This window comes from Sorangium sp. So ce367 (assembly GCF_051520455.1).
Lineage (GTDB): Bacteria > Myxococcota_A > Polyangia > Polyangiales > Polyangiaceae > Sorangium > Sorangium cellulosum_B.
Map to the genome: position 1 here is coordinate 1555105 of NZ_CP150334.1, position 25045 is coordinate 1580149.

The 25045-nt window shown below is 72.2% G+C and carries 22 protein-coding genes; 9 read left to right on the forward strand and 13 right to left on the reverse strand.

The window, feature by feature from the left end; translation table 11 throughout:
- Positions 1-16 precede the first annotated feature (16 nt).
- Together map and WME97_RS05900 are read right to left on the reverse strand one after the other, a co-directional pair.
- Complete coding sequence (gene map / locus WME97_RS05895; RefSeq protein WP_437298150.1) at positions 17-835, reverse strand: type I methionyl aminopeptidase; 819 nt, start codon at positions 833-835, stop codon at positions 17-19.
- Positions 832-1398, reverse strand: coding sequence for a cobalamin ABC transporter substrate-binding protein (locus WME97_RS05900; protein ID WP_437550104.1), 567 nt, complete (start codon positions 1396-1398; stop codon positions 832-834). Before WME97_RS05900 ends, map begins: the two co-directional genes overlap by 4 nt.
- A 318-nt stretch (positions 1399-1716) precedes the next feature.
- Between WME97_RS05900 and WME97_RS05905 the strand changes: the two genes are divergently transcribed.
- Entirely contained in the window at positions 1717-2571 is an 855-nt protein-coding gene (locus WME97_RS05905) for a hypothetical protein (RefSeq protein ID WP_437550106.1), read from the forward strand.
- A gap of 184 nt (positions 2572-2755) precedes the next feature.
- Here the strand turns inward: WME97_RS05905 and WME97_RS05910 are convergent, their stop codons facing one another.
- The 10 genes from WME97_RS05910 to WME97_RS05955 form a co-directional block, all read right to left on the reverse strand.
- Positions 2756-3019 (reverse strand): NifU family protein, encoded by a 264-nt coding sequence (locus tag WME97_RS05910; protein WP_012233706.1) that lies wholly within the window; start codon positions 3017-3019, stop codon positions 2756-2758.
- Between the two features lie 135 nt (positions 3020-3154).
- The gene (locus WME97_RS05915; RefSeq protein ID WP_437550108.1) at positions 3155-3991 is read right to left on the reverse strand and encodes a hypothetical protein; all 837 of its coding nucleotides are present in this window, start codon (positions 3989-3991) and stop codon (positions 3155-3157) included.
- A gap of 98 nt (positions 3992-4089) precedes the next feature.
- Complete coding sequence (locus WME97_RS05920) at positions 4090-5409, reverse strand: hypothetical protein (RefSeq protein ID WP_437550110.1); 1320 nt, start codon at positions 5407-5409, stop codon at positions 4090-4092.
- The gene (locus WME97_RS05925) at positions 5406-6188 is read right to left on the reverse strand and encodes a hypothetical protein (RefSeq protein WP_437550112.1); all 783 of its coding nucleotides are present in this window, start codon (positions 6186-6188) and stop codon (positions 5406-5408) included. Before WME97_RS05925 ends, WME97_RS05920 begins: the two co-directional genes overlap by 4 nt.
- A gap of 91 nt (positions 6189-6279) precedes the next feature.
- Positions 6280-6762, reverse strand: coding sequence for a serine/threonine protein kinase (locus tag WME97_RS05930; RefSeq protein WP_437550114.1), 483 nt, complete (start codon positions 6760-6762; stop codon positions 6280-6282).
- A gap of 14 nt (positions 6763-6776) precedes the next feature.
- A complete protein-coding gene (locus WME97_RS05935; RefSeq protein WP_437550116.1) occupies positions 6777-7685 on the reverse strand; it encodes a DUF4349 domain-containing protein in 909 nt (302 codons plus the stop codon).
- A gap of 84 nt (positions 7686-7769) precedes the next feature.
- A complete protein-coding gene (locus WME97_RS05940) occupies positions 7770-8321 on the reverse strand; it encodes a CDP-alcohol phosphatidyltransferase family protein (protein ID WP_437550118.1) in 552 nt (183 codons plus the stop codon).
- 157 nt (positions 8322-8478) lie between these two features.
- Entirely contained in the window at positions 8479-8913 is a 435-nt protein-coding gene (locus tag WME97_RS05945) for a universal stress protein (protein WP_437550120.1), read from the reverse strand.
- Positions 8914-9205: 292 nt separating this feature from the next.
- Positions 9206-9655 carry a hypothetical protein gene (locus WME97_RS05950; RefSeq protein ID WP_437550122.1) on the reverse strand — a complete coding sequence of 150 codons (450 nt, stop codon included), beginning with the start codon at positions 9653-9655 and terminating at the stop codon, positions 9206-9208.
- A gap of 7 nt (positions 9656-9662) precedes the next feature.
- The gene (locus tag WME97_RS05955; RefSeq protein ID WP_437550124.1) at positions 9663-10019 is read right to left on the reverse strand and encodes a DUF4398 domain-containing protein; all 357 of its coding nucleotides are present in this window, start codon (positions 10017-10019) and stop codon (positions 9663-9665) included.
- Between the two features lie 818 nt (positions 10020-10837).
- Between WME97_RS05955 and WME97_RS05960 the strand changes: the two genes are divergently transcribed.
- From WME97_RS05960 to WME97_RS05980, 5 genes are all read left to right on the forward strand, one after another.
- Positions 10838-11719 (forward strand): hypothetical protein, encoded by an 882-nt coding sequence (locus tag WME97_RS05960; RefSeq protein ID WP_437550126.1) that lies wholly within the window; start codon positions 10838-10840, stop codon positions 11717-11719.
- 209 nt (positions 11720-11928) lie between these two features.
- Positions 11929-13722 carry a serine/threonine protein kinase gene (locus WME97_RS05965; RefSeq protein WP_437550128.1) on the forward strand — a complete coding sequence of 598 codons (1794 nt, stop codon included), beginning with the start codon at positions 11929-11931 and terminating at the stop codon, positions 13720-13722.
- A gap of 111 nt (positions 13723-13833) precedes the next feature.
- The gene (locus WME97_RS05970; protein ID WP_437550130.1) at positions 13834-14826 is read left to right on the forward strand and encodes a DUF362 domain-containing protein; all 993 of its coding nucleotides are present in this window, start codon (positions 13834-13836) and stop codon (positions 14824-14826) included.
- 5 nt (positions 14827-14831) lie between these two features.
- A complete protein-coding gene (locus tag WME97_RS05975; RefSeq protein ID WP_437550132.1) occupies positions 14832-16748 on the forward strand; it encodes a 4Fe-4S binding protein in 1917 nt (638 codons plus the stop codon).
- A gap of 49 nt (positions 16749-16797) precedes the next feature.
- Entirely contained in the window at positions 16798-17946 is a 1149-nt protein-coding gene (locus WME97_RS05980; RefSeq protein ID WP_437550134.1) for a hypothetical protein, read from the forward strand.
- Between the two features lie 55 nt (positions 17947-18001).
- Here WME97_RS05980 and WME97_RS05985 read toward each other — a convergent pair whose 3' ends face one another.
- The gene (locus tag WME97_RS05985) at positions 18002-19639 is read right to left on the reverse strand and encodes an ABC transporter permease (protein ID WP_437550136.1); all 1638 of its coding nucleotides are present in this window, start codon (positions 19637-19639) and stop codon (positions 18002-18004) included.
- Positions 19640-19846: 207 nt separating this feature from the next.
- On the opposite strand from WME97_RS05985, the gene WME97_RS05990 reads away from it, so the two are divergent.
- The 3 genes from WME97_RS05990 to WME97_RS06000 all read left to right on the forward strand — a co-directional run bounded on the left by WME97_RS05990 (position 19847) and on the right by WME97_RS06000 (position 24924).
- The gene (locus tag WME97_RS05990; protein ID WP_437550138.1) at positions 19847-21745 is read left to right on the forward strand and encodes a protein kinase domain-containing protein; all 1899 of its coding nucleotides are present in this window, start codon (positions 19847-19849) and stop codon (positions 21743-21745) included.
- A gap of 52 nt (positions 21746-21797) precedes the next feature.
- Positions 21798-23180 carry a CCA tRNA nucleotidyltransferase gene (locus tag WME97_RS05995; protein WP_437550139.1) on the forward strand — a complete coding sequence of 461 codons (1383 nt, stop codon included), beginning with the start codon at positions 21798-21800 and terminating at the stop codon, positions 23178-23180.
- Positions 23181-23538: 358 nt separating this feature from the next.
- Positions 23539-24924, forward strand: a complete 1386-nt coding sequence (locus WME97_RS06000; protein WP_437550141.1) for a hypothetical protein — start codon at positions 23539-23541, stop codon at positions 24922-24924.
- The last annotated feature ends 121 nt before the right edge of the window (positions 24925-25045 follow it).

Below are 25045 nucleotides of genomic sequence, written 5' to 3' on the forward strand. Positions count from 1 at the left end.
TCGAGCGCGCTCTGCGTCAGAGCGCTCGCGCCGCGGAGACGACGAAGGGATCGGGGAAGATCTCGCTGTTCGCGAGCGGCCGGCTGCGACGGGTCAGCACCTCGCAGCCGTTCCTCGTCACGACGATGGTGTGCTCGAACTGCGCCGACAGCGAGCGATCGGCCGTCAGCGCGGTCCACTTGTCTTCCTGGATCTCGACCTCGTAGGTGCCGAGGTTGATCATCGGCTCGATCGTGAAGCACATGCCGGCGCGGAGGCGGGCGCCGCTGCCGTACTTGCCCACGTGCGAGACCTGCGGCGCCTCGTGGAAGCGCCGCCCGATGCCGTGCCCGACGAAGGCCCGCACCACCGAGCAGCCCTCGCCCTCGGCGAACTCTTGAATGGCGGCCCCGATGTCGCCAAGGCGCGCCCCGTCCCGGACCTGGGCGATGCCGAGCTGCAGGCTGCGCCGGGACACCTCGGTCACGTGCTTCGCCTCGGCCGAGGGCTTGCCGATGTAGAAGGTCGCGGACGTGTCGCCGTAGAAGCCGTTGTAGATCGTGGTGACGTCCACGTTGATGATGTCGCCCGGAACGAGCACGCGGTCGCACGGGATGCCGTGGCAGACCACCTCGTTGATCGAGGTGCAGACGCTCTTCGGGAACCCGTGGTAGTTGAGCGGCGCGGGGTAGCCGCCGCGGCGGATCGTGTCCTCGTGGACGAAGGTGTTGATGTCCTCGGTGGTGATGCCGGCGCGGATCATCTCGCCGACGCCGAGGAGCGTCTCCGCAGCCATCTGTGAGGCCGTGCGGAGGGCGTCGACTTCTTTGACCGTCTTGATGCTCACGTTGCTCACGGCGCAGACAGCTCCCCGAGGACGACGGCCTCTTTGACGGCCGCGGCGACCTCCGCTGTATCAGGTGAAAGGTGCCAGTGGATCTCCGGCTCACCGGCCTCGCCGGCGAAGCGCCGGATGAAGGCGATGAAGGTGAGCCCGCGGAGCCGCGCGTCGATCGCCTTCGCGACGCCGAACGCGCGGCTCTGCGGCCGGATGTGGAGCTCGAACGCCCGGTCCGGCGCCCGGGGTGTGGTCAGCGGAGGGTAGCCGACCTGGATCCCGAGGTGGTAGGTGCTCTGTTCGCCGATCGAGTCGACGGTCACGGTGTTGACGCGGACCCGCGCGACCACGTCTCCGGTCTGCGACCGCTCGCGGAGGAACGGGTCGGATCTGGGCGAGGGGCCGTCCAGCGAGAAGCCCACGGCGGCAGGCTCGATGTTGTCGTCGAAGACCTCGCGCGCGCGCCCCTCCCATGGGGGCAGGCCGGCCTGTGCATCGGCGGACGCCGCGGGGCGCTCGTGATCGGCGACGCAGCCGCCGGCGGGGCCAACGGTCGCCAGCGCGGCGAGCGCAAGGCGCAAAGGTGCAGCACCGGCGGCAGGCATCATCCTTGGGGCCAGAGCTCGTAGCACGTCGGCCGGTCCCTGTCAGGACCCGGCACACACCGGCTACATGCGCTGTCGAGGCTGTTTTGCCCTCGTCGCGATCCGCCTCGCGCTCGCTCTCCATCGATCCGGCCGAGCGATCGTCCAACGGCGGTCGACCCCGCTCGGTGCGGAGAACCTATTCTCCTGTCCTACCGCAGGTGCTAGCGTTCTCCGGCTTGCCGGGCTGGGTTTCCTGGCTTTTGCGATTGCACAGAGCGCAGGGACAGGGCCTGCGCCGGCTGGAGGAGGAACATGAAAGCGAAGAGGCTCCTGGGAGCGGCGCTGGCTCTGGGGCTGGGCCTTGCGGCGATCACGAGTACGACCGTGGCGGCTGCCCAGCAGAAGCGAGGGACGAGCGGAGCGCCTGCCGCGGCTCCTGCCAAGCCTGCCGATACGCCGGCGACGAAGAAGACGATCGCGCTGACGCCTCCGGGCATCGCCTGGGGGATGACCACCAAGCAGGTGGCGGCGGTCATCGACAAGATGCTCGATGAGGCGTACGTGCCGCGTTACAAGGCGATCTCGCCCGGCGTGAAGATGAGGGCGCTCGACGCGGAGCTCGCCGAGGAGAAGAGCGCGTTCCGCCGCAGCCGCATCGACTTCGGCGGGTTGCCGACCGGCATCGACGCGACGCCGCTCAAGGGCGAGTACACCTACCTCAACAAGGAATCGATGATGACGCTGACCCGCGAGAGCGGGAAGCGGTACTTCTTCTTCATCCAGGACAAGCTCTGGAAGATCATCGACGAGCACCCGCTGGGCGAGAAGGCCGCCCGGGGGAAGGACTATGCGTCCGCCGTGGTCAAGCTCGCGACGGCGTTCGGGGTGCCTGGCCGCGTGACGCCCCCTGCTCCGGACAAGGGCCGCTATGTCAACGAGGTCGACTGGAAGGACGCGGCCACGCACTTCCGTGCGATCGAGCGGAACGACTCCGAGATCGCGTTCGCCTACGAGGACCTGGTCACGCTGGGCAGCCTCGATTCGCTCCGCCCCAACAAACCGGTCGACGCGAACGCCATCGACCCCGCCGTCGCCTCTGCCGTCCGCAAGGAAGAGCCCCCTCCCGGCCCGCCCCCCTCCGCCGACAAGCCCGGGAAGAAGAAGTAGCCCTTCTCCCACCGCGTCCCGGTAGCCCAGCCGAGGCGGCCCCTCCCCGTCCCGGTAGCCCAGCTGAGGCGGCCACCCGCACAGGAGACGGGTCCAGATCGGCGTTTTCGGCGCGCAAGCGCACTCCAGTGCGCTGAGCACCGAAAACGTCGAGATGGGCCCGTCTCCGCAGCGGGCGGCTGCCTCACGCTAGCGAGGCGCCGTCGGGGACACGCATGCCGTTCGTCACGATGACCCGCGCGGACGGCGCGACGGCGAGCACCGCTGGCTCGATCACCGCGCGCGCGGTGAGCATGGCCCCGGGGCAGCCCGAGCACGCGCCGGCGAGGTGGAGCGTCAGGTGATCGGGCTCGACGGCCACGATGTAGAGCTCACCGCCGTCGGCTCGGACGAGCGGCGCGATCACCTCGCGGCAAACCTTGAGAAGCTGATCGATGGAAGCCGGCATGGGGGTGAGCTCGGCAGCGCGAGCCAGTCGCCACAGCCTAGCACGGTAGCGCTCGATAAGGAGATCTCCCCAGGCCCGCCGCCCGCCGTCACAGCACCCGGGCCGTAGCCAGGGGGACCGCCCCGGAGAGCGCGCTCAGAGCGTCGAGACGAGCGCGGCGACGCCGGCGTCCGCGGCGAGCTCCGGAACGCGCTGCCCCGCAGCGCCGAAGGTGCGGCCGGCGATCTCCACCGTGCCGCTCCAGGGGCCCGAGGCCGTCTTCGCCGGCAGGTCCAGCTTCTCGAGCGCCTCGGTGTTGACGTCGGGCGTCACCGGTCCGCCGTACGCCTTCGCGCCCTTCCACGCGAAGACGTAGAGCAGCGGCGTCGACTTCAGCCCGTCCCGCTTGGCGATCTCGGCGATGTCGCGCTTGGCCGCCTCCTGCAGCCGGTACGCGTAGGCGCGGAACGACCAGCCCGTGACGAAGAGGCCCTGGAGCTCGCCGCCGCTCCGTGTGACCGGGTGCACGGCGACCCACTGGAGATCAGGGCCGTTCCTGACCCCGCGCATCTCCTGCATCTCCCCGAACGCCTCGACGACGCCGCTGCCCGGGGTCAGCACCTTCCTGAGCTCGGGGAATGAGGCCAGGACGGACCTGTTGGCGAGCATGTCCGGATCGGCCTCGCTGCGCAGCACCGTGCCGCTCGGATCGGCGAAAGAGAAGAAGGTGCTCTTCGCGAACCCGAGCTCCTTCACCGAGGCGCGCGCTCCCGCGATCGCCTTCTGGAGCCCGAGCAGGTTCGCGCCCGGGTCGGTGTCCACCAGCGCCGCGAGCTTCTGCGAGCCCGCGGGGAGGCCCGTCCGCACCTGGCCAACGTCCTCCGCGACGACCGGCGCGAGCTTGGCGCAGAGCTCCGCCGCATGCTTCTGGGAGGTCTTGCCGTCCTCCTGACACGCGCTCCCGAGGGCGGCGGCCAGCGCACAGGCGAGCACGGCAGGCTTGCTTTCGCTTCGGGCGAAGGTGGAAGAGCGCATCATCGAGAACGACTCTCCGAGGCGAGCGGAGTTCCGACGGCCGGGACCATCACGCCTCACAGGGTTTCCGGGGTTACAAAAATGATCTCGACCCGGGCGTTGCGGGCGCGCTCGCTGCCCCCCGGATCGACGACCGGGGACGCGGATCCCGCGAGGAACGGCGCGATGGACGGGCCCGCGGGCGCCCCCGCGGCGGTCGCACCTTGCGCAGGACCGAGGGCGCGGACGACGGCATCGGCCCGTGCCGCCCACGCGGGCTCTTCGCTGGCGCGGATCTCCCGGTCCGTGTGCACGACCACGGCCACGGGAAAGGAGGGGTGCGCCGTGGCGACCAGCGCGAGGTCGCGGAGGCGCGCCTCGCCGGCCTTCGTGAGGGCGTTGCCGGCAAAGAGCCCGCGGAGCGTGACCACGATGCCGCGATCGTCGCGGACGGGCGACCAGGTCCCTGCGGCCGAGAGCTCTGCGAGGAGCCCGTCACCAGCGCCAGGCGCGCGGGTCACCGGCGTGGCGGCGCGGCGCGCGGCCGTCAGCGCGGCGAGGCAGCCCGCCCGGGCGCGGGAAGCCTGATCGATGGGCGCCGGGATGGCGCGGGTGGAGCCGCTCGCCTCGGCGAGCTCCGCGTCGAGCTTCTTGATCGCGGCGGTCGCCCCCTCGAGCTGCGTCGCGAGCTCGGCGCTGCCGGGCTGCGCACCGGCGGGGCTTGCGGCCGTGGGCTGCGGCTGCGCGCCGACCGGGCTTGCGGCCGCGGGCTGCGCGCCGGCGGGGCTTGCGGCCGTGGGCTGGGGCCCGGTGGGGCTGGCGCCTGCGGGCTGCGAGCTGTCCTGCGGCGCCGGTGCGATCAGGAGGCGCGCCGCGCCGCACAGCAAGCGGGCCTGGAGCGCGAGCGAGCGCGCGGCGGCGAGGCGCGCCTTCTCGCGATCCGCATCGGCCTTGCCCGATGGGACCACGGGCTGCGCGTCCCGGGCGACCTTGGTCCGCATGTCGAGCGCGTCGACCTCGGCCGCGACGCGCGACTGCTCGGCCTCGAGACCCGCGAGCGACGCCTCGCCCGCGGAGCGCTGCGCCTTCGCCTCGGTCCCGGCCGCCTCGGCCCGAGCAACCCGCGACAGCGCGTGCGCGTGCGCGTGCGCCGCGATGGCCTGCTCGCCCAGGATCTGCGCCCCGGATCGATCTTCGCTCTCGAGCGCGGCGAGCGCGTCGCCGCGCAGCTTCTCCGCCCGCGCGAACGCGCCCGGCGCGTGCCGCTTCGACTCGGCGGCGACCGCCCCCGCGCGGACGTGATCGAGCTCATCGAGCACCGCTGGCCGTGGGATCGGCGCGCACGCGCCGAGGAGCACCCCCGCGACGGCGACCCCTGCGAGGCGACGCGCGCTCAAGGCGTGCCCTCCTGACCCACCGGAGCCGTCGCCTTGCCGGCGCCGCCCTTGGGCCCGGCGCCTGGCGCCGCGGTGGGCGCTTGTTCGGCCCCTCGCGCCCCCCGCGTCGCCTCCTTGGGCGCCGCCCCTCTCTTGCCGGCTTCTATCCGCTGCGCCTCGACGTTCGCCGCTGCCCTGGTCGCCTCGCGCGCCTCGGCCTCGATCCGCTCGAGCTCCGCCGCGGCGCGGCCTCGCCGCGCCTGCGTCTCTTCGAGCAGCGCGCGCGCCCGCTCGAGCTTCGTCTCGACCTCGCGCGCGCGCTTCGCGGCCTCCACGGCCGCCGCCTCCGCCGCGGCGGCGCGCAGCAGCGTCCTCGCCGCCTCCGCCCACTCGAGGGCCACCGCGTCGAGCCGCCGCGCGTTCGTCGCGTCGCCCGCCGCGCGCGCGCCGTGCGCGCGGCGGAGCGCGCGCTTCGCGTGCGCCATCGGCTCGGCCACGACCTTCGCGGCGCTCGGCGAAGGCCCGCTCGCCGCCGCCCCGACAGCGGTCTGCTCGCCGCCGGCGGCCTTCTCGCCGGCGACGGCTGCGGGCGGGGGCGCGACGCGGCCCTCGATCTCGCGGAGGATCTGCGTCGCCTTGGCGCCGTCGCCGGGGGGCGGCGCGGGCAACGTGGCGAGCGGCTTCTCTCCTCCGCCGTGCGCCAGGGCGTCGGCGCTGCCGAGCGTGGCCGCGAGGGCGAGGAGCAGCGCCTGGCTCGACCGGCGCTGCCGCGCGTCACAGGGAAGGGGGCGGGAACGCACGTCCGCCAGGTAGCAAACAGGGCTTCCGCGAGCAAGCGCAGCGGCGCAGCGGCTGTAGGGGCGCGCGCGCGGCCGACGCGGGCGGCGCGCGTCACTCCGGGAGGAAGTTGCGGATGGCCCAGTCGATCTGCTGCTGGTGCCGCTCGACCAGCGCCTTCGCGCCGCCCGCCTCGTGGAGGAAGACACGATCGTCGTTGACGAAGACGGTGAGGTAATAAAGGTGCGCTTCCTTCCCCTCGTCGTGCCCGAAGCGCAGCTGAACGCCCGGCAGGCCGTTCCGGGCCTTCACGTCGGCCTTGCCGAGCAGCGCGTAGCCGCCGCCCTCGCGCAGCCGCTTCTCGATCACGCGGGACCAGAAGGCGAGGTCGCCCTTCGGATCGTTCTCGAACGCGCGGATCCCGATCACCAGCCCCTCGGCGGTGGTCGCGCGGTACTCGTCCTCGCCATAGCGGTCTTCGAGATCGACGAACCCCGGCGGGGTCGCGGGGGTGAAGGGCCGGCCGCAGGCGAGCAGCGCCGCCGCGCCGGTGAGCGTGGCGACGAGGGCGAAGGCGTGGCGAAGGGAGTGGTTCATCGGAGGCGCCCGGTTCACAGGTTGAGGAGCCGCGAGAGGCCGAGCTCGTTGAGCCAGTCGATGGGGAGCCGCGGTCCCGACGGGGCGAGGGTCTCCGTCGAGCGCGGCTGGAAGGACACGGTGAGGGTCGAGAACGCGATCCGATCGCGCAGGAACTTGAGCCGTCCCTCGAGGCGCTCGAGCTCGCTGGACACGCGCGCGAGCTCGCGCTCCAGCTGGATCGACTCCTCGACCTTCGCGGCCTTCTCGAGCAGCTTCTCCAGGCGATCCCGGACCGCCCGCGCGTTCCGGATGCGGATCGCGAGGTCGAAGAACTCCTCGGTGACGTCCTGGGCGACGACGTTGCGCTGGAGGATGTCGCCGAGCTCCGCCAGGCGCTTCAGCGCCTCGTCGAACCGGGCGGCGGGGACGCGGATCGTGATCGTCCGATCGTCGCGGCGGGCGAGGAAGCCGCCGAGATCCCGCGCGAGCGCCTCGACCTTGCCGAGCGACGCGCCCACCTCGAACACCGCCATCCCGATCTCCGCCGTGTAGACGAGGAGGGGCGCGCGCGCCGCGCTCACCTCGCCGGCGGCCTGGGGCGCGGCCTGCGGTGCGGCGCCGGAGGAGGTCGGCGCTGGCTGCGGCGTGGCGGCGGTCGGCGCCGGTCTCGCCGTCGGGGGCTGAGCGCCGCCGCCGGGGGCCGGCGGCGGCGCAGCCTTGGCGAAATCCGCCGCCACCGACACCTCGGCATCGTACGACTCCTCGCGCACCGACTCGCCGGCCGTCTGCATGACTCGAGGAGGCATCCCTGCCATCGGGGCCGGCGCCGCGCCGTACGCCGGCGAGCTGGAGGCGTCGCGCGCGGCCGACGGGGCGGAGCTGCAGGCGGCAGGGCCGGCGAGCGAGGCAAGGAGAGCCCAGACGGGCAGCGTTCTTCGCATGGTTCCTCGGAGCATGGAGCCGGTGGCAGGCGCTCAACGCGCCGCCTGGGCCGACCTTACACCAGGAGCGCCCCCAGGCGGCACCTACGCCGCTCCGGGCACGCGGCGGAGCTGGCGCGCCCAGTACGAGACGCCCGCGGCCGCGCCCGCGATCGCCGACGCGGCGAGCATCGCGGGCAGCGCCGAGGGGAGCGCGATCGCGGTGAAGACCGCCGCGAACTGCACCACCGTCGCGAGCTTGCCAGGGATGTTGGCGCTCGCCGTCGACAGGCGCGCGCCCTGGAAGCGGCGGCTCACCGCGATCCAGAGCGCGAGCGGCAGCTCGAGGAGCTCGCGGGCCAGCAGCGCCGGGATGCCCCAGAGGGGGAGCGCGCCGCTCTCGAGGAGCGTGCCCACCACCGCGAGCGCGAACACCTTGTCCGCGATCGGGTCGACGATCGCCCCGGTGGGCGTCACCTGACCGGAGCGGCGGGCCAGCCAGCCGTCCAGCACGTCCGTCAGGCCTGCGCAGCAGAGGACGGCGAGGGCGAGCGCAGGCCGCGTGGCGACGATCGGGAACAGGGCCGCCAGCGGCAGCCGGGCCAGGCTCACGAGGTTCGGCGGAAGCGCGAGATCGCGCGGACACAGGGGCGACATGCGAGGAACTCCACGCGTCGCATGCGACGCAGAAGCCGGGGCCCTGACCCACGTCGAGCGCGGCCGAGCCCGCCCTAACCCAGTCGAGCGCGGCCCTGCCCGCCGCGCCCCGGCCGGCAGCCGCGCTGGCCCGCCCACCGCGAGGCGCCGCGGAGGATCAGCTGGCCACGCGCACCGTGAGCACGGGGACGTTGCTCTTCCGGATCACCTGCTCGGCGACGCTCCCGAGGAAGAGGTGCGTGAGCCCCCGGCGGCCGTGCGTGCCCATGACGATCATCGCCGCCCCCTGCTCGTCGGCGGCGGCGAGGATCTCGGTCGCAGGGTCGCCCTCGCGCAGCGCCGTCGAAAGTCCCCCTGTCTGCGCCGAGAGATGCTGGACCGCGCGCGACGCGGCGGCGCTCACCTCGGCGTGGAACCCGGGCATCAGCGCCGGCTCGAGCCCGGGGTACGTGTAGACCGGGAGCTGGTAGACGTGCAGCAGCACGACCTGGTGCCCGAGCCTCGCGCCGAGATCCTTCGCGAGCTCGATCGCCTTCATCGAGGCCGCCTCGAAGTCGACGGGCACCAGTATCACGTTCGCGCCTTCCTTCATCGCGCTCTCCTCGCACGCGGGACCGGGTGTCCCGTCGAACTTCGAACTTCGACCGACGCTGACCTCCGGGACGCCTTCGATGCCGGCGGAGGCGCGTCGCGCGCATCTTGGATCCAAAAATCGGCCACTCCCAGGAGAAACTGCTCGATGGAAGCCGCGCCGACGCCCTGGGCGGTACGCGGCGCGCGGGGGCGCTCGGGCCGATCCGCACGGATCCCGGCGGCAAATCAGGCGTCGCGCGGGCGCGCGGCGGTGAGCGCGACGCCGCGGCAGCGCAGGAGCGCTGCCGCGATCACCTGGCGGACTGCTGGGGCCGCGTGCGCGCGCCGTCGAGCGCGACGCCGCGACCGACATCGTCGGCAGGGTCGGGCGCCGCGGGCTCAGGCTCGCCGCCGGGGCGCGCGCGCGGCGCCGCGGCGCGCTGGCTCTGCCGCGCGCGCTCGAGCGCGCTCTGGTTCGCGCGCACGAGCGAGGAGAGCAGCGAGCACTGCGCCCTCCGCCGCGCGACGTAGGCCGCGTCGCGCGCGATCGTCGAGCGCGGGCGCTCGCGCTCCACGCGCTCGGCGATCGCGAGCGCCTCCTCCGCCTGCCTCAGCTCGGCGACCGCGAGCGGCGAGAGCGGGTTGTCCTGCGCCTGCACGACGGCGGCGCGCGCCGTCAGCAGCTCGGGCGGCGGCGCGGCCGCGCGCGTCGCGCAGCCCGCGAGCGCGAGCGCCATGGCGAGCGGGGCTCCGGCGCGCACGCGGGCCTTACTCCTTCCCCTCGGCGAGCGCGCTCGCCTGGTCCAGCGTGCGGCCCGCGGCGTCGCGCAGGCCCGCTTCCCTCACGACGAGCGCGGCGAGCTCCGCGTCGACCTCGGCCCGCCGCAGCAGCCAGCGCGCGCCCTCCACGTCGCCCACCGAGATCCGCCGCCGCGCCCGCGCGAGCTCGCTCCTCGCCAGCGCGAGGTGCATGGCCGCGCGCCGGTCGGCGCTCGCGCCCTCCCGCTCGGCCGCGCGGATCGCCGCCCGGGAGCGGGCGAGCTCGGGCGGCGACGCCGGCGGCCTGAACGCGGCGCATCCGGCGAGCTCCAGACAGGCGATCACGAGCGCGGTTCTGGCGAGCATTTGCGTGGATTCCCGATCTCGCGGCGCCGGTGGCACCGTCGCTCCCGGCGGCGCGCCTGGGATCGCGCTGTGCATCGGGCAGGCCAGCCTGGCCGGCGCGATCCGTGCGCGCGGGCTGCTCGCTGCCCGCGGACGAGCCGGGCCGATCTGGCCCATGACCCCGAGCGCCGTGCTCCTCGCCGATGGCAGGGTCCTGGTCGTCCGCTGCTGGTCCCCATTGCGCAATGGATTGCGCTGTTGCGCATCCGATGACGGCGCCTGAGCTTCCGCATGCGACCTCTTGTCGCGAGCGACGCCCCGGGATCGACAGCCCTCGTTGCAATGATCCACAAGGACCATCCGAGCGAGCCGGCTGCGATGGCCATGCGGCCGTTCGTCGAGCTGCGCCAGGGACATGGAAATGATGGGCAGGGACAGGGAACAGGCCGACTGGGACAAGCGGCAGCGTCGATCCCGAGCGGCGGTGTTCTCGCCAGGGACACGGAGAGCGTCGCCAGGGACACGGAGAGCATCGACAGGGACACGGAGATAGCTGCCAGGGACACGTCCTGAAGCGCCAGGGACACCCCGGAGGGTCTTCGCGTGTCCCTGGCGCCGTGTCGTCCAGGCACGGGACGTGGATCCCTGTCGCCCTGCCGCGAAGCTTCCGCATCTCGCGCGCTTCATGACCCGCTCTCGGCGGCTCGTGGTGCGAGAGGGCGGGAGTCTCGGGCTCAGGTCCTTGTGGAGGGGAGTCCGAGCCAGGGCTCTCCGGAATGGATGCCCGGGATTGCGGCTCCGGACGGGGGGTCCGGCGCCGCAACCCAGGGGAGGTCGAGATGGCGAAGAAGACGAGCGATATCGAGCGGTGGTCGGACGTCGTCCAGCAGATGAGCGCCGGCAATCTCCCGGCGATCACGGTGCCCTTGCACGTGCTCTTCGGGGAGGCGGTCGACGTGGCGAGGTTCTGCGACAAGCACTGGAAGACACAGGTCGACGCCCAGAAGCGGGTGACCCGCCTGGGCCTCGAGTCGGCGGTCCCGAAGGACGGCAAGAAGGGGGACGCCGCGCGCCTCGGGCCGAGGACGGCAGAAGAGATCCTCTCGCTGCAGCGCGCCACGCAGGAGGCACAGACGCGGTATCTCCTGACCGTCGAGAAGAACGAGAGCCCCCGCGAGCGCGGGAAGTTCCTGCTGGGGGAGATCTCGGCGACGCTGCGCTTCTATTTCGACGACGGCGTGGACGACGCGAAGGACGAGATGCTGGCCCGCATCGACGCGGCGCACGCGGAGGATCCCGACACGGCCGACGCCCTGGCGAGCGCGCTGGACGACTACGCGCTGCTCGGGGAGAAGCACCGCGACGCTCTCGACGGGCTCGGTGGCTTCGACGCGGCCCACCTCGACGAGGCGCGCGCCGTGGCGGCCGAGCTGCGGAGCCGGCCGGCGCAGGCGGAGGCGATCTCCAGGCAGGCGCAGGACGCGCTGCTGCTCCGCAACAAGCTGGCGACGCTGCTCGTCGAGCGCATGGGCCTCGTCCGGAACGCGGCGCGCTTCGTGTTCCGTGGCCAGCCCGAGATCGTGCGCGAGGTGACGAGCGCGTACGAGCGCCGCAAGCGCGCGGCGGCCCGGCGGGCCAAGGCGACGGCGGCCCCCTCGCCGGCAACGCCAGCGCCGGCGGCGCCTTCGCCAGCGGCGCCGGCGATGCCGCTGGAGGGCTGAGCGGCAGGCGAGGGGCTCGCCTCGCCGCGGCAAGCGATCCAGAGCGCGAGGCCGGGGCACAATCCACACACCGGCGGCGCAACGGCGCGAACGGATGAGCCCCCCGGCGCCTCCGCCAGCCCCCCTCGAATAAACGCCCCGCGCCGGCCGTCTTCTGTCCGCCGGCTTCTTTCTCAGCGCTCGCTGCTTCCGCTACTCTGGCAATCGCTGTGCCGCCCGTCGACCCCAACCTCCGCACCACGATCGTCCACGCGTTCGCCGTCACGGTGGCGGATCCGTCCAGCCTGGTGCGCACCACGTCGCGCGGCGGGAGCGACGACCCCGCGAGGAGCAGCAGCCGCGGCCCCTCGATCCTCCCCGAGGTCGGCCAGATCGTCGGCGGGCTCTACCGCCTGGGGCGCCTGCTTGGGCAGGGCATGTTCGGCAAGGTGTACGTCGCCCAGCGGATCGACGTCCCCGAGCACCAGGTCGCCCTCAAGCTCATGCCCCGCTCGCTGTACGCGATGCGGAACGTCGAGCGAGAGCTCGTCATGCTCGCGACCGTCGGGCACCCGCACGTCGTCCAGCTGAAGGACCACGGCATGAACGCCGACTACGTGTGGCTCACCATGCCGGTCTACGAGGGCGAGACCCTCGCCCAGCGCCTCGAGCGCAGCCCCCTCGCCCTGCGCGAGGCGCACGACATCTTCCTCGCCGTCGCGCGCGGGCTCGAGGCGCTCCACGCCGCCGGGCTCCGGCACCAGGACGTCAAGCCCGACAACATCTTCCTCGCCAGGTTCGCCGGCCGCGTCCACCCCATCCTGCTCGACCTGGGCGTGGCCGCGGAGCGAGAGGCCTCCTTCTGCGCCGGCACCGCGCTCTACGCCTCGCCCGAGCAGCTCCGGGCGCTGAACGGGTTCCCCGGCGCCGTGCCGCTCTCCGAGAAGATGGACACGTACGGGCTCGCCACGACCCTGCTCTACTCGCTCGTGAACCCCAGGGACTTCCCGGGCGAGTCCGCGCAGAGCCGCACCGAGCTCGCCGAGTCGCACGACGTCCGCGCCGACAAGCCGCTCGCCGACAACGCGCTGCCAGACCTCACCGGGCGCCCGCGCGAGATGTTCCAGGCCGCGCTCAGGCGATGGCTCGCGATCGATCCGAACGAGCGCCCGACGATGACCCAGCTCGCCGAGGAGCTCGACGTGCTGCTCGAGCCGGAGCGCGAGGCGGAGCGCGAGGCGGAGCGGCTGCGGATCAAGCAGAAGACGTCCTACCTGCGCGCGCGGATCGCGGCCGGCGCGCTGACCCTCGTGGGCTGCGCGGTCGTGCTGCTCGGCTTCTCGAAGCGCGAGACCCTGCGGCTCGCGAACGAGCTCGAGCAGGCCCGCCAGCGGGGCGCCGAGTCGTTCGACAAGCTCGACACCTGCGTCGCCAGCCACCAGATCGCCCAGTCCGAGGCGATCGCGTGCCGCGGCGCCCGCGATCAGGATCGCGCGGATTTCAACGCGACGCTGGCCACCCTCCAGAAGAGCGGCTCCACGTCGGAGGCCGAGCACGCCCGCGAGATCCAGGTGCTGCACGCGACCCAGGCCGCGCGCCTCAAGACCTGCGAGGACAGCGCAGCGGCCGCGCAGAAGGCGACCATGGACGAGCGCGCGCGGCTCGCCGAGGTCGAGACGGCGCGCGCCGCCGTCACCGCCGAGCGCGACGAGGCCAGGGCGCTCGCCGACCAGCGCTCCGCTGAGCTCGCCAACGCGGCGCAGCAGCGGGCCGCGTGCGACGCGGAGCGCGCCAGCTGTTTTGCAGAGCGCGATCGCCTGAAGGCCGACCCGTACGAGCCGGACGAGCCCGCCACCCCGCCGCCCTCGCCGCCTGCGCACGCGCCGCCCGCCGCGAGCGGCGCGCCGCCGCAGGCGCCGCAGGCGCCGCAGCCGGCGAGCACGGGGGCTTCCCCCGCCGCAGGCGCTCCGGCGACGCCAGCGGCCCCGGCGACCCCGGCGACGTCCACTGCGGCTCCTCCTTGAGCGCCGTTGCTGGAAGCGCCGGGAGGCGGCGCACGTCGGTTCCGCCAGGCCACCTCTGCTTGTGGCGACCGCCCGGGGAGGCTATCCGTAGGTCCAGGGAAGGCGAGGGCCATGGGTGACATTTCTCGACGTGAAATGCTGCGTCGGCTGAGCGCGGCGGGCCTCGTCCTCGGGGGCGCGGGCGGGCTCGCGGCGGCCCGGTGGGATCGCGGCGGCAGCGCCGCCATCGCCGCCGAGCGCCAGCAGACGCGGGACTACCGGCTCCGCGACGCGCCCGCAGGGGTGCCGGAGCTCGTCGTCGCCCGCGCCGGCGCCGAGGCGCTCGCCGCGGGCGCCCCGGACCCGGCCGCCCTGGTCCGGAAGGCGGTCGACGCGCTCGGCGGGATGCGCCGCTTCATCTCGCGCGGCGACGTCGTGGTCGTGAAGCCGAACATCGGCTGGGATCGCACGCCGATCCACGCGGCCAACACGAACCCCAAGGTCGTGGCCGAGGTGGTGCGCCTCGCCTACGACGCCGGCGCCAAGACCGTCATCGTGACGGACGCCTCGTGCAACGAGCCGAACCGCTGCTTCCAGCGCTCCGGCATCTGGAAGGCCGCCTACGACGTCGGCGGGGAGGTCGTCATCCCCGCGGCGCACCGCTTCCGCGGCATGCGCCTGAAGGGCGAGGTGCTCGACGACTGGCCCGTCTATACGCCGCTCGTCAACGCGGACAAGGTCATCAACGTCCCCATCGCGAAGCACCACAACCTGTCCAAGTACACCGGCGCGATGAAGAACTGGTACGGGGCGCTCGGCGGCCGGCGCAACCGCCTCCACCAGAACATCGACGTGTCGATCGCCGATCTCGCGACGTTCATCCAGCCCACGCTCACCATCGTGGACGCCGTCCGCGTCCTCATGCGCAACGGGCCGCAGGGCGGGAACGTCGCCGACGCGAAGGACATGCACACCGTGATCGCGACGACCGACCAGGTCGCCGCCGACGCGTACGGCTGCCAGCTCATCGGCCGCAAGCCGGAGGAGATCCCGTACCTGAAGATGGGCCACGAGCGTGGCCTGGGCACGATGCACTGGCAGAACCTGCGGCTCGCCGAGGTGTAGTACTCATGGCAAACCTCGATCCGACGCCGGCCGCGCCGGCGCACCGTGAACCGGCGGCAGGAGCCGTCGTGGAGCCCGCGAAGGCGAGCGCGGCGCCGCCCTCCGCGCCGAGCGCGACGCCGCCTGCCGCCTCCGCGAAGGAGGCCCCCTGGGGCGCGCTGTTGCGCACGTTGCGCAAGGCCGGCGCGATCGTCCGGCCCGCCCCGAAGCGCCGGTCCGGCTCGGGGCTGCCGGCGCGCAAGGTGATCCAGGTGCTCGTCTGGGTGCGCCGCGCCGTGCAGGCCGGCTGCCTCGGGCTGTTCCTCTACTTCCTGTTCCAGACGGGCTTCCGCGGCTCGTTCGCCTCCGCCGAGGCGCGCGTGCGCCTGCCGCTCCCCGTCGAGGGCTTCCTCCTCGCCGACCCGTTCGTCGGCGCGATGACCCTGCTCTCGACGCACACCGTCTACCGCGGCCTGCTCTGGTCGCTCGGGATCCTCGCGCTGACGCTCGTCTTCGGGCGCGTCTTCTGCGGCTGGATCTGCCCCTTCGGCACCCTCCACCATTTCTTCGGGTGGATCTTCCCGTCGCGCTACGGCAAGGGCGGCAAGCGCGTCGAGGCGAACAAGACGTACACGCGGCAGCGGGTGAAGTACTACCTGATGTACGCCTTCCTCGCGGCGAGCGCGACCGGCAGCGTGATCGGCGGGCTGTTCGATCCGATCTGCGTGGCGGTCCGGGCCATCGGCCTCGCCGTCATCCCGGCCGCGCAGTACGTCGCCGCCGTGGTGACCGGCTCCGCGGCCACGACCGGGAGCCGGCCGGTGCAGCTCGCCGCGGATCACGCGCAGGATTTCCTGGCCGCGAGCGTGTGGCAGACGAAGCAGTTCTACTTCCACCACACGTGGTTCGTCGGGATCCTGTTCGTCGCGATCCTCTTCATGAACCGGTTCATCCCGCGGTTCTGGTGCCGCGTGCTCTGCCCGCTCGGCGCGTTCCTCGGCGTGTTCGCGCGCTTCGCGCTCTTCGGGATGCAGAAGGATCACGCGAAGTGCACCGACTGCAACCTGTGCCTCGTGCACTGCCAGGGCGCCGACTCGCCCCAGGGCGGGGTGAAGTGGCGGCAGGACGAGTGCCACATGTGCCTCAACTGCGAGAGCGCCTGCCCCGAGGACGTCATCAAGTTCCGCTTCCTGCCGAACCGGAAGAGCGCCCTCGTGACGCCCGACACGGGCCGCCGCACCGCCCTCGCGACCGCCGCCGCCGGCGCGGTGATCATCCCGACGGCGCGCATCGCCGACGTGCTCGACGCGAACTACGACCACCGCGTGATCCGGCCGCCGGGCTCGGTCGAGGAGCGCGAGTTCCTGGAGCGCTGCATCCGGTGCGCGGAGTGCATGAAGGTCTGCCCCAACAACGCGATCCACCCCGCGTTCTTCGAGGCGGGCATCGAGGGGCTCTGGACGCCGATCGTCATCCCGCGCATCGGGTACTGCGAGCACTCCTGCGTCCTCTGCGGCGACGTCTGCCCGACCGGCGCGATCCAGAAGATCACCGAGGAGCAGAAGATGGGCATCGGCCAGAAGCCGATCTCGATCGGCACCGCGTTCTACGATCAAGGGCGCTGCCTGCCGTGGTCGATGAGCGTGCCGTGCATCGTCTGCGAGGAGTTCTGCCCGACGTCGCCCAAGGCGATCTGGGTCGAGGAGGTCGACATCCCGAAGCGCGAGCCGGTGGCGGCCGAGCACGGCAAGGAGCCGCCGATGAAGATGGTCCACGTGCAGCGTCCGCACGTCGATCCGTCGCTGTGCATCGGCTGCGGCGCGTGCGAGAAGGTGTGTCCGGTGCAGGACAAGCCCGCGGTCTACGTGACCAGCGTCGGCGAGACCCGCTCGAAGACGAACGTCATCCTTCTCGAGGACACGGACTACAACAAGGCGTCTTGACCGCGCACGCCGGCTCCGCGCGGCGGGACCACGACAGGAGGCAGCTCGGGTGCGCACGCTTCGCTTCTACGGAACCTTCTCGCTCGCCGCGCAGCTGGCGCTCGCGGCGCTCGCCGGCTGCGGCGAGCGGTTCACGGCGGCCGGCGCGAGCGCCACGTCCACGTCATCGAGCGGCGGCGAGGGCGGCGCCGGCGGCGACGGGGGCGGGGGCAGCGGGGGAGGCGGGGGCTCGGCCTCGTCGTCCGCCGCGTCGGGCGGGGGCGGCGAGGGCGGCTGCGGCGCGTGCAAGGGCGGGGAGTTCTGCACGGCCAGCGAGACGTGCGTCTCCTGCGCGGCCCGCGGCGGCGTGCTGTCGTTCGGCGCGCTCTCGGAGGTCGAGGTGGCGGGGGCGATGCCCGCGTTCCCGCGCGTGCGCGCGGAGACCGGAGAGGGCGAGGCGACGCTCCGGCTCGTCTACACGGCGAAGTTCGGATCAGACGACACGAAGATCGCCACGGCCACCGGGCGGCCCTGGACGGCCGGCGAGGTCGTCTCCAGCTTCCTCGTCGACGCCGAAGGCCAGGAGTCGGGCCCGCTCCTCCTGCCCCTGGACGCGCCCTCGCCGCATGACGGCTTCCCTGCGGGCTCGCTGCTCTTCGACCGCCTCCCCCCCGCGCCGGGCAGCCTCCCGCTGCTGCACGTCGCGGATGGGCTGGGCGCGACCCAGGCGGACACGCTCCCCGCGCTCAACCCGGACGGGGGGAGCCGCTCGGTGGCGGTCGCCCACGGGCAGCGGCCCTCCTACCGGTACTGGTTCATGAACACGCACCAGGACGGCGGCGGGAACACGAGCCGGCTCGTCACGAAGCGCGCAGAGGACGCGGAGGTGCAGGTGCTCGACATCCACCTGCCAGGCGACTGCCCCGCGCAGGGAGACGACCTCGCCCCGTGGGTGACGCCCGACGGCCGCCTGCTCTTCTTCCAGGCGCCCTACAGCGCGCGCGGCGAGTGCGAGGAGGCGTCGGTGCTGCGGAGCTTCTACGTGGCGCTCGGGGACGACGGGCTGCCCGTGGACGATCAGCCGGCGAGGATGCTGCTGCCCAACCTGGACCCGAGCGTCGCCGTCATGACGCCGTCGCTGTCCCCGGACGAGTGCACGCTCTACCTGGCGTCCGACAAAAACGGGCAGCAGAAGCTCTACGCCGCCTCTCGGCGGTAGGCCGCGCGGCGAGCATGCCCACCTCGGGCCTGCAGCCGCGCGGGGAGGCAGGGGCTCACTGCGCGCGGAAGCCCTCGGCGGGGCGGAGGCGCGCGGCGTAGAGGCTGGGCACGATCGTGGCGGCGAGGCAGATGAGGATGGCGATGCAGCCCGTGATGATGAACTCCTGCGGGCGCGCCTGGACGGGGAGGCGGGAGATGAAATAGACCTTCGGGTCGAGCGGGAAGCCGTACACCAGGAGCCCCTTGCACACCGCCACGCCGAGCAAGAGGCCCAGCGTGGTGCCCGCGACGCCGATGATCCCGCCCTGGTAGAGGAAGATGCGCAGGACGGCGCCGTCCGTCGCGCCCATCGCCTTGAGGACCGCGATCTCCTTCTTCTTGTCGAGCACAACCATGATGAGCGTCGCGATCACCGTGAACGCGGCGACCACGATGATGAGCGCCAGCACCGCGCTCATGCCGATCTGCTGGATGCGCAGCGCCGTGAAGAGCCCGTGGTTCAGCTCCTCCCAGTCCATCGTGTAATAGAGCCCGCTGCCGAGGAGCTTGCTGATCTCGCGCGCGATGCCGCTCGCGCTGTCGATGTCGTCGACCTTCATCTCGACGCCGGTCACCGTGTCGCCCTGGTCGTAGAACGCCTGCGTCTCGTAGAGATCGGCGTACGCCAGCTTGGTGTCGTACTGCTCGAAGCCGGCCTCGAAGATCGCGATGACCCGGAATCGCTTGGCGACCGGCGGCTTGATGGCGCCGTTCGCGAACGAGAAGCCGATCGTGGGCGAGGTGACAGTGACGCACTGGCCGAGGTCGAGCGACAGGTTCTTCGCCAGCGCGGCGCCGATCACGATGCCCGGCATCCTGGCGATCTGCTCCTTGTCGGCGCAGGGGTCCGGATCGACCTCGGGCGGCAGCTCGTCGTCGTCCGGGAGAACGCTGCCATAGCCGCCCTGCGGCTCGATCGCGCCCCGCGGGGCGCCCTCGTCGAGCGCGACCTCCGCCTCCTCGGCCCCGGCGCCGGGCGCGCCTTCCGCCTCGGCCGCGCGCGCCGTCGGGGGCGCGAGCGCGGCGTCGCGCGCGGCCGCGGCGCGCTCGTCCTCGAGGATCCGGGCCTCGTAGGCCTTCAGCAGATCGATCTCGGCGCCCGCGTCCGGCGCGAGCGCGCCCCGCGCGCCAGCGTCCGGCTCCAGGAGGGGGACCTCGGGCAACGACGGCACGGCGCGCTCGGCGGGCTTCGAGCCAGGGCGCCGCAGCCCGGCGAGATCGCCGCCCGGGAGGATGTGACGGGGCAGGTCGAGCACGGCCGTGGAGGCGCCCTCGGCCCCCACGCCGAGGCTCCTGGCCGGGTCGACCCCCTTGACCAGGACGCCGGTCGCCGTCGCGTCGCCGTGCGTCAGCATCATGGGGTTGATGCTGAACGGCGCGACGCCGACGACGCCGGGAACCTTGGAGACCTGCTCCATGATCGAGCGGTACTCACGGAAGTCCGTCGAGTACTTGATCACCAGGACGTGCGCGTTGACGCCCAGGACCTTCTCGCGGAACTCCGCCTGAAAGCCCCCGGTCACGCTCATCACGGTCGCGAGCGCCGCGACCCCGAGCGCGACCCCGAGGATCGCGAACGTGGTGCCGACCGAGATGAACGCCCGCTTCTTGGAGCCGAGATATCGCAGCGCGACCTCGATAGGGTAGCTCATCGCGGTGCCCTCCTAGCAGAACGCGGCGCGCGCGGCACGCTGGGCCGCCATCGTCGGCGGTGGGCCGACACGCCGTCGACGCGCGCTCGCCGCGCCCTTTCGCGCGCGGGGTCCGCATGATCTCGCTTCCCGGACCGAACGCCTGCTAGAATCCAACCCTGTCGCAGCTGCCGGCATGTGGCGTGCACTTCTGCCCGCGAGCCTTTCATGAGCGCCACCAAAAACGAGCACCACACCGCGCGCAGCAGGGTCTTCAACGCCGAGGAAGGCGCGCTCGAGGAGCCGCCCCCGTCACGCCCCAAGAGCGCGGCGGGCGGTCCCCGCTCGTCCGGTGTCGCGGCCGCGTTCGCGCCGTCTTCCATCGAGCCGAGCAGCGCCGACGACGACGTGCCGGTGGAGGTCGAGCTCCGCCCTTCGTCGAGGCCCTCCAGGGCAGGGTGGGTCGAGGGGCCCGCGAGCGAGGTGCCGCCGAGCTTCCGGGCGCCGCCGCCGCTGCGCCAGATGGCCCCGCGGTTCGGGCGGCAGAGCGATCCCGACAATGACGAGATCAGCGGGCGAACGAGCCCGGTGCCGATCAGCGAGGGGGAGCCTTCCCTGGAGATCCCGCCGCCGGACGAGGTCGAGCCGCGCGAGCGGCGGCCGCCGGGCGCCAAGGATCCTTACATCGGGACGACCTTCGATCACCGGTACAAGATCGAGCGGCTGCTCGGCGAGGGCGGGATGGGGTTCGTCTACCTCGCCCGCCACAAGGTCATCGACAAGCGCGTCGCGGTGAAGGTGCTCCGCGCGGAGCTCGCCAGGGACCGCGAGATCTTCGAGCGCTTCGTGCAGGAGGCCCGCTCCGCGTCGAGCATCGGCAACCCGCACATCGTGGACATCTCCGATTTCGGCGACCTGCCGGACGGCTCCACGTACTTCGTCATGGAGTACCTGGAAGGCGTGAGCCTGGCGCAGCTCATCGACTCGCCGAACGAGCTGCCGATGGATCGCATCTGTCACATCGCGCTGCAGCTGTCCGCGGGGCTCGCCGCCGCGCACGACGCCGGCATCATCCACCGCGATCTCAAGCCGGACAACGTCTTCGTGGTCGCCCGCGGCAGCGATCCGAACTTCGTGAAGATCCTCGACTTCGGGATCGCGAAGGTGTCGACGAGCACGACGACCAAGCTGACGCGCGCCGGCGCGGTGTTCGGGACGCCGCACTACATGTCCCCGGAGCAGGCCGCGGGGGCGCCCATCGATCACCGGACCGACATCTACTCGCTCGGCGTGATGCTCTACGAGCTCGTGAGCCGCCAGCTCCCGTTCAACGCCGACAACTTCATGGGGATCCTGACGCAGCACATGTACAAGGCGCCGGTCCCCATCCGCGCGCTCGTCGGCGGCCCCGACTGCCCGCCCGGGCTCGAGGCGGTGATCCTGAAGTGCCTCTCCAAGAAGCCGGAGTCGCGCTACCAGACCATGAGCGATCTCCACGCCGACCTCGAGCAGGTGAGGTGCGGGGGCGTGCCGGGCGCGGTTGCGGAGATGATGGCGCGCTCGGGCGGCTTCAACGTGCCGCACGATTACTTCAAGACCTCGAAGGTGATCGTCCCCGCGACGCCGCCGTCGCCCCCGCGCTCGCCCTGGCCCCGCTACGTGTGGGTCGCCGGGGCGGCGGCCGCGGTGGGGATCGTGACGGCGATCTTCGTGATCGGCGCGAGCGGGTCGGCCAGGGACAACGCCCAGAAGGCGCAGAAGCCGCCGGTCGAGGCGCCCGCCAAGCCGGCGCCCCCCGAGCCGCCGCCGGTCCAGAAGACGGTGGTGGCGCTGGCCGCGGTGCCGGAGACGGCGGTCGGCTACCGCAACGGCGTGGAGCTGAAGCTGCCGGCGAGCATCGACGTGGAGCAGGGGCAGACGGTCACGATCGACATCCGGGCCGAGGGGTACCAGCCCAGCACGGTGGTGCTCGACGGCACCGAGCCGAGCAAGCTCGTGAAGCTCGAGGCCGACGAGAAGAGCGGTCCGAAGGCGAGGCCCGGGACGGGACGGCCGCCGGCGGTGCCGACGACCCGGACCCCCAAGAACCCGGATGTCCGGGACCCCTGGGCTCACCCGAAGAAGTGAGCGTGCGCTCGGCGGGGGCCCTGCTCGCCGTGCCCCGTGATAAGCCGCAGGCGTGACCCGGATCGATCACCTCATCGAGGCCGTCCCCGAGGACGTGCTCGGCATCTGTCGCCGCCTCCGCGAGCGCGGCAAGCGCGGCTGGATCGTGGGCGGCTGCGTGCGCGACCTGCTCCGCGGGCAGGACGCCAAGGACTGGGACGTCGCGACCGACGCGCGGCCGGAGGAGGTCGTGGCCGCGTTCCGGAAGGTGATCCCGACCGGGATCCAGCACGGGACGGTGACCGTCCTCGTGCGCGGCGTGCCGTACGAGGTCACGACCCTGCGCGGCGACGGGACCTACAGCGACGGCAGGCGGCCGGACCGGGTCGAGTTCGTGGACGACATCACCGCCGATCTCGCGCGGCGGGACTTCACCATGAACGCCATCGCGATCGATCCGGTGGACGGGCACCTCATCGATCCGTTCGGCGGGAGGAGCGATCTCGAGGCGAAGGTCATCCGAGCGGTCGGGGATCCGGGCGAGCGGTTCGCCGAGGACGGGCTGCGGGTGCTGCGCGCGGCGCGCTTCGCCGCGACGCTGGAGGGCACGCTGGACCCCGAGACCGAGCGCGCGATGGGCACCGCGCGGTCGCACCAGACGTTCCGCTGCGTGAGCGCGGAGCGGGTGCGCGACGAGTGGCTGAAGGCGATGCGCGCGCGCCGCCCGAGCGTGGCGTTCGAGATCATGCGCCGGACGGAGCTGCTGGCGATCACCTGTCCGGAGATGATCGAGTCGGTCGGGTGCGAGCAGAACCGATGGCACGCCTACGACGTGTGGGGGCACGCGATGGCCTGCCTCGACGCGTGCAAGCCCGAGCCGATCCTCCGCGTGGCGGCGCTGATGCACGACATCGGGAAGCCGAGGACGCGCGAGTTCTCCGACAAGACGAAGGACTACACGTTCTACGAGCACGAGCGGGTCGGGGCCGAGATGGCCGACCCGATCCTCACGCGGCTCCGCTTCTCGAACGACGAGCGGGCGCGGATCGTGGCGCTCATCCGACACCACCTGATCTGCTACGACGACACCTGGACGGACGCAGCGGTGCGCCGCTGGCTCCGCCGGGTGACCCCGGCGCTGGCGCCGGATCTCTACGAGATCGGCTTCGCCGACGCGCTCGGCAAGGGGCGCGAGGCGACCGAGGACATCGCCACGATCGGGCGGCTCCGGGAGCGCGTGGACGCGCTGCTCGCCGCGGGCGCGGCGCTCTCGGCCAAGGATCTCGCCGTGAACGGCAATCGATTGATGAAGGAGCTCGGCATTCCGCCGAGCCGGCTCGTCGGCGAGCTCCTGGAGCGCCTCGTCGAGCTCGTCACCGAAGAGCCCGAGGCGAACACGCCCGAGCGCCTGCTCGCGGCGGCGCGCGAACTCGTCGCCTCGAAGAGCGCAGTCTAGCCCCTCCCCATCGCAAAGTTGCGACTCCCGCCGCCGAGCGGCCGAGGGGAGCCGTCAGGATGGCTGTGCGCCGCGCTCGCTGTGTGTACCCGAGGGTGGTCTCGCCGGGCTGCCCTGGGGCCGCCGCGTCGTGCGGCGCTCCGGTTCACCCGCCCTCGGCCATGTCCTCGCTCCTTTGGTGAGCCTGTCCCAGAGGGCGAGTCGACCGGTCGTGGACAAGGTACCTGGACCGACAACGGTGGTCGGTTGTCTACCTCATGTCGGTCTGGATTATTTCATGACGATCGCGTCCACTGGGACGTGAGTCTGGTAACCTCGGTCGCTGCGCATTGTCGCGTTCCCCAATTTGGAGGTCATTTTGAAGCTCTCGACGAAGACGCTTGTTGGGCTGGTTGGTCTGGGTTTGCTTGCGGCGGCGGCAGCCATCGGTGGGTGCTCCGGCGGGGGTGGTGAGGCGAACCCCGGCAACAGCGGCTCTGGAAGCGGCAGCGGCGGCAGCGGCAGCAGCGGCGAGACGTCCGGGAGCGGGCTCGGGGACGGCGGTGAGTTCGATGTCGACGCAGGGGCCGGGGACAAGGACGCGTCGCTCAACGGCGATACGGCGTGCGTCGCGACCCGATTGCAGGCCGATTACGAGCAGCGCCCGGCCGACATCATCTTCATCATCGACAACTCGGAGAGCATGAAGGACGAGATCAACAGCGTCCAGCGGAACATCAACCAGAACTTCGCCTCGATCATCGCGGCGAGCAAGATCGATTTCCGCGTCATCATGCTATCGAGGCACGGCAGCTCGGACCTGGAGCAATCGGTCTGCATCGAGGCGCCGCTCGGCAGCGGGAGCTGTTCGCCGGTCCCGTCGATCCCGAACACCAATCCACCGCACTTCTACCAGTACAACCTGGATATCAGCAGCCTCGACTCGCTCTGCATGGCGATCGACACGCTGAAGGGCGCGATCCAGCCCAGGGGAGAGACCGCGTCACCCGGGTGGTCGCAGTGGCTGCGGGAGGACTCGCTCAAGGTGTTCGTCGAGATCACCGATGACGGCGTCGACTGCACGACGAAGTCGCTCGGCGCGAGCAAGACGGCCGTCGACGAGGGGGCTGACATCAAACTTTACGACCTCGACGACGATCTGCCCGAGAACGAGAACGTCGCCGGCGGCACCCTCTCGGCAGAGACCTTCGACGCCGCCCTCATGGCGGTCGCGCCGGAGTTCTTCGGCTCGAAGGACGCGCGCAACTACAAGTTCTTCAGCTTCGTGGGCATCAAGGAGAACGACCCAATCACCGCCCCCTGGCCGCCGGAGGCGCCAGCCACCTGGGAGCAGTGCCGGCCAGACTCGGTCGATCCCGGGACGACCTATCAGGTCCTCAGCGTCATGACCGGCGGGCTGAGGTACCCGATCCAGCAGCACGCCACCTATGATGCGGTGTTCCAGGCCATCGCAGACAGCGTGATCTCGGGCGCCAAGCTGTCGTGCGAGATCGAGGTGCCCAAGGCGCCGGATGGACACTCGATCGACCTGAAGACGGTGCAGATCGAGTTCACGCCGAGCGACGGCGGGCAGAAGAAGACCTTCTCCCAGGTGAAGAGCCTCGAGGAGTGCGCCGGGGCGACCTCGTCCTTCTACATCGAGGAGGGGCAGATCAAGCTGTGCGAGGACACGTGCGCCATGGCGGCGCAGGACAACACCGCGGGCATGGAGCTGCTCTACGGCTGTTCGGTCAACCCGAACTGAGCGAGGAGGCGCTCCCGGGCGCGACACCCCGGGAGCGCCGCCATTGCGGGGCGTCCGGCCGAACGAGCCCTCTCTTTGGAGGGATCGCGGGAGCCAGGCGCCCGCACCTGCTACCCTGCGC

What these genes read in the sequence shown, in the direction of transcription:
- WME97_RS05905 (WP_437550106.1), top strand. Translation starts at nt 1,717, where the DNA reads ATGAAAGCGAAGAGGCTCCTGGGAGCGGCGCTGGCTCTGGGGCTGGGC.
- WME97_RS05910 (WP_012233706.1), bottom strand. Translation starts at nt 3,019, where the DNA reads ATGCCGGCTTCCATCGATCAGCTTCTCAAGGTTTGCCGCGAGGTGATC.
- WME97_RS05930 (WP_437550114.1), bottom strand. Translation starts at nt 6,762, where the DNA reads ATGAACCACTCCCTTCGCCACGCCTTCGCCCTCGTCGCCACGCTCACC.
- WME97_RS05935 (WP_437550116.1), bottom strand. Translation starts at nt 7,685, where the DNA reads ATGCGAAGAACGCTGCCCGTCTGGGCTCTCCTTGCCTCGCTCGCCGGC.
- WME97_RS05940 (WP_437550118.1), bottom strand. Translation starts at nt 8,321, where the DNA reads ATGTCGCCCCTGTGTCCGCGCGATCTCGCGCTTCCGCCGAACCTCGTG.
- WME97_RS05945 (WP_437550120.1), bottom strand. Translation starts at nt 8,913, where the DNA reads ATGAAGGAAGGCGCGAACGTGATACTGGTGCCCGTCGACTTCGAGGCG.
- WME97_RS05955 (WP_437550124.1), bottom strand. Translation starts at nt 10,019, where the DNA reads ATGCTCGCCAGAACCGCGCTCGTGATCGCCTGTCTGGAGCTCGCCGGA.
- WME97_RS05960 (WP_437550126.1), top strand. Translation starts at nt 10,838, where the DNA reads ATGGCGAAGAAGACGAGCGATATCGAGCGGTGGTCGGACGTCGTCCAG.
- WME97_RS05970 (WP_437550130.1), top strand. Translation starts at nt 13,834, where the DNA reads ATGGGTGACATTTCTCGACGTGAAATGCTGCGTCGGCTGAGCGCGGCG.
- WME97_RS05975 (WP_437550132.1), top strand. Translation starts at nt 14,832, where the DNA reads ATGGCAAACCTCGATCCGACGCCGGCCGCGCCGGCGCACCGTGAACCG.
- WME97_RS05985 (WP_437550136.1), bottom strand. Translation starts at nt 19,639, where the DNA reads ATGAGCTACCCTATCGAGGTCGCGCTGCGATATCTCGGCTCCAAGAAG.
- WME97_RS05990 (WP_437550138.1), top strand. Translation starts at nt 19,847, where the DNA reads ATGAGCGCCACCAAAAACGAGCACCACACCGCGCGCAGCAGGGTCTTC.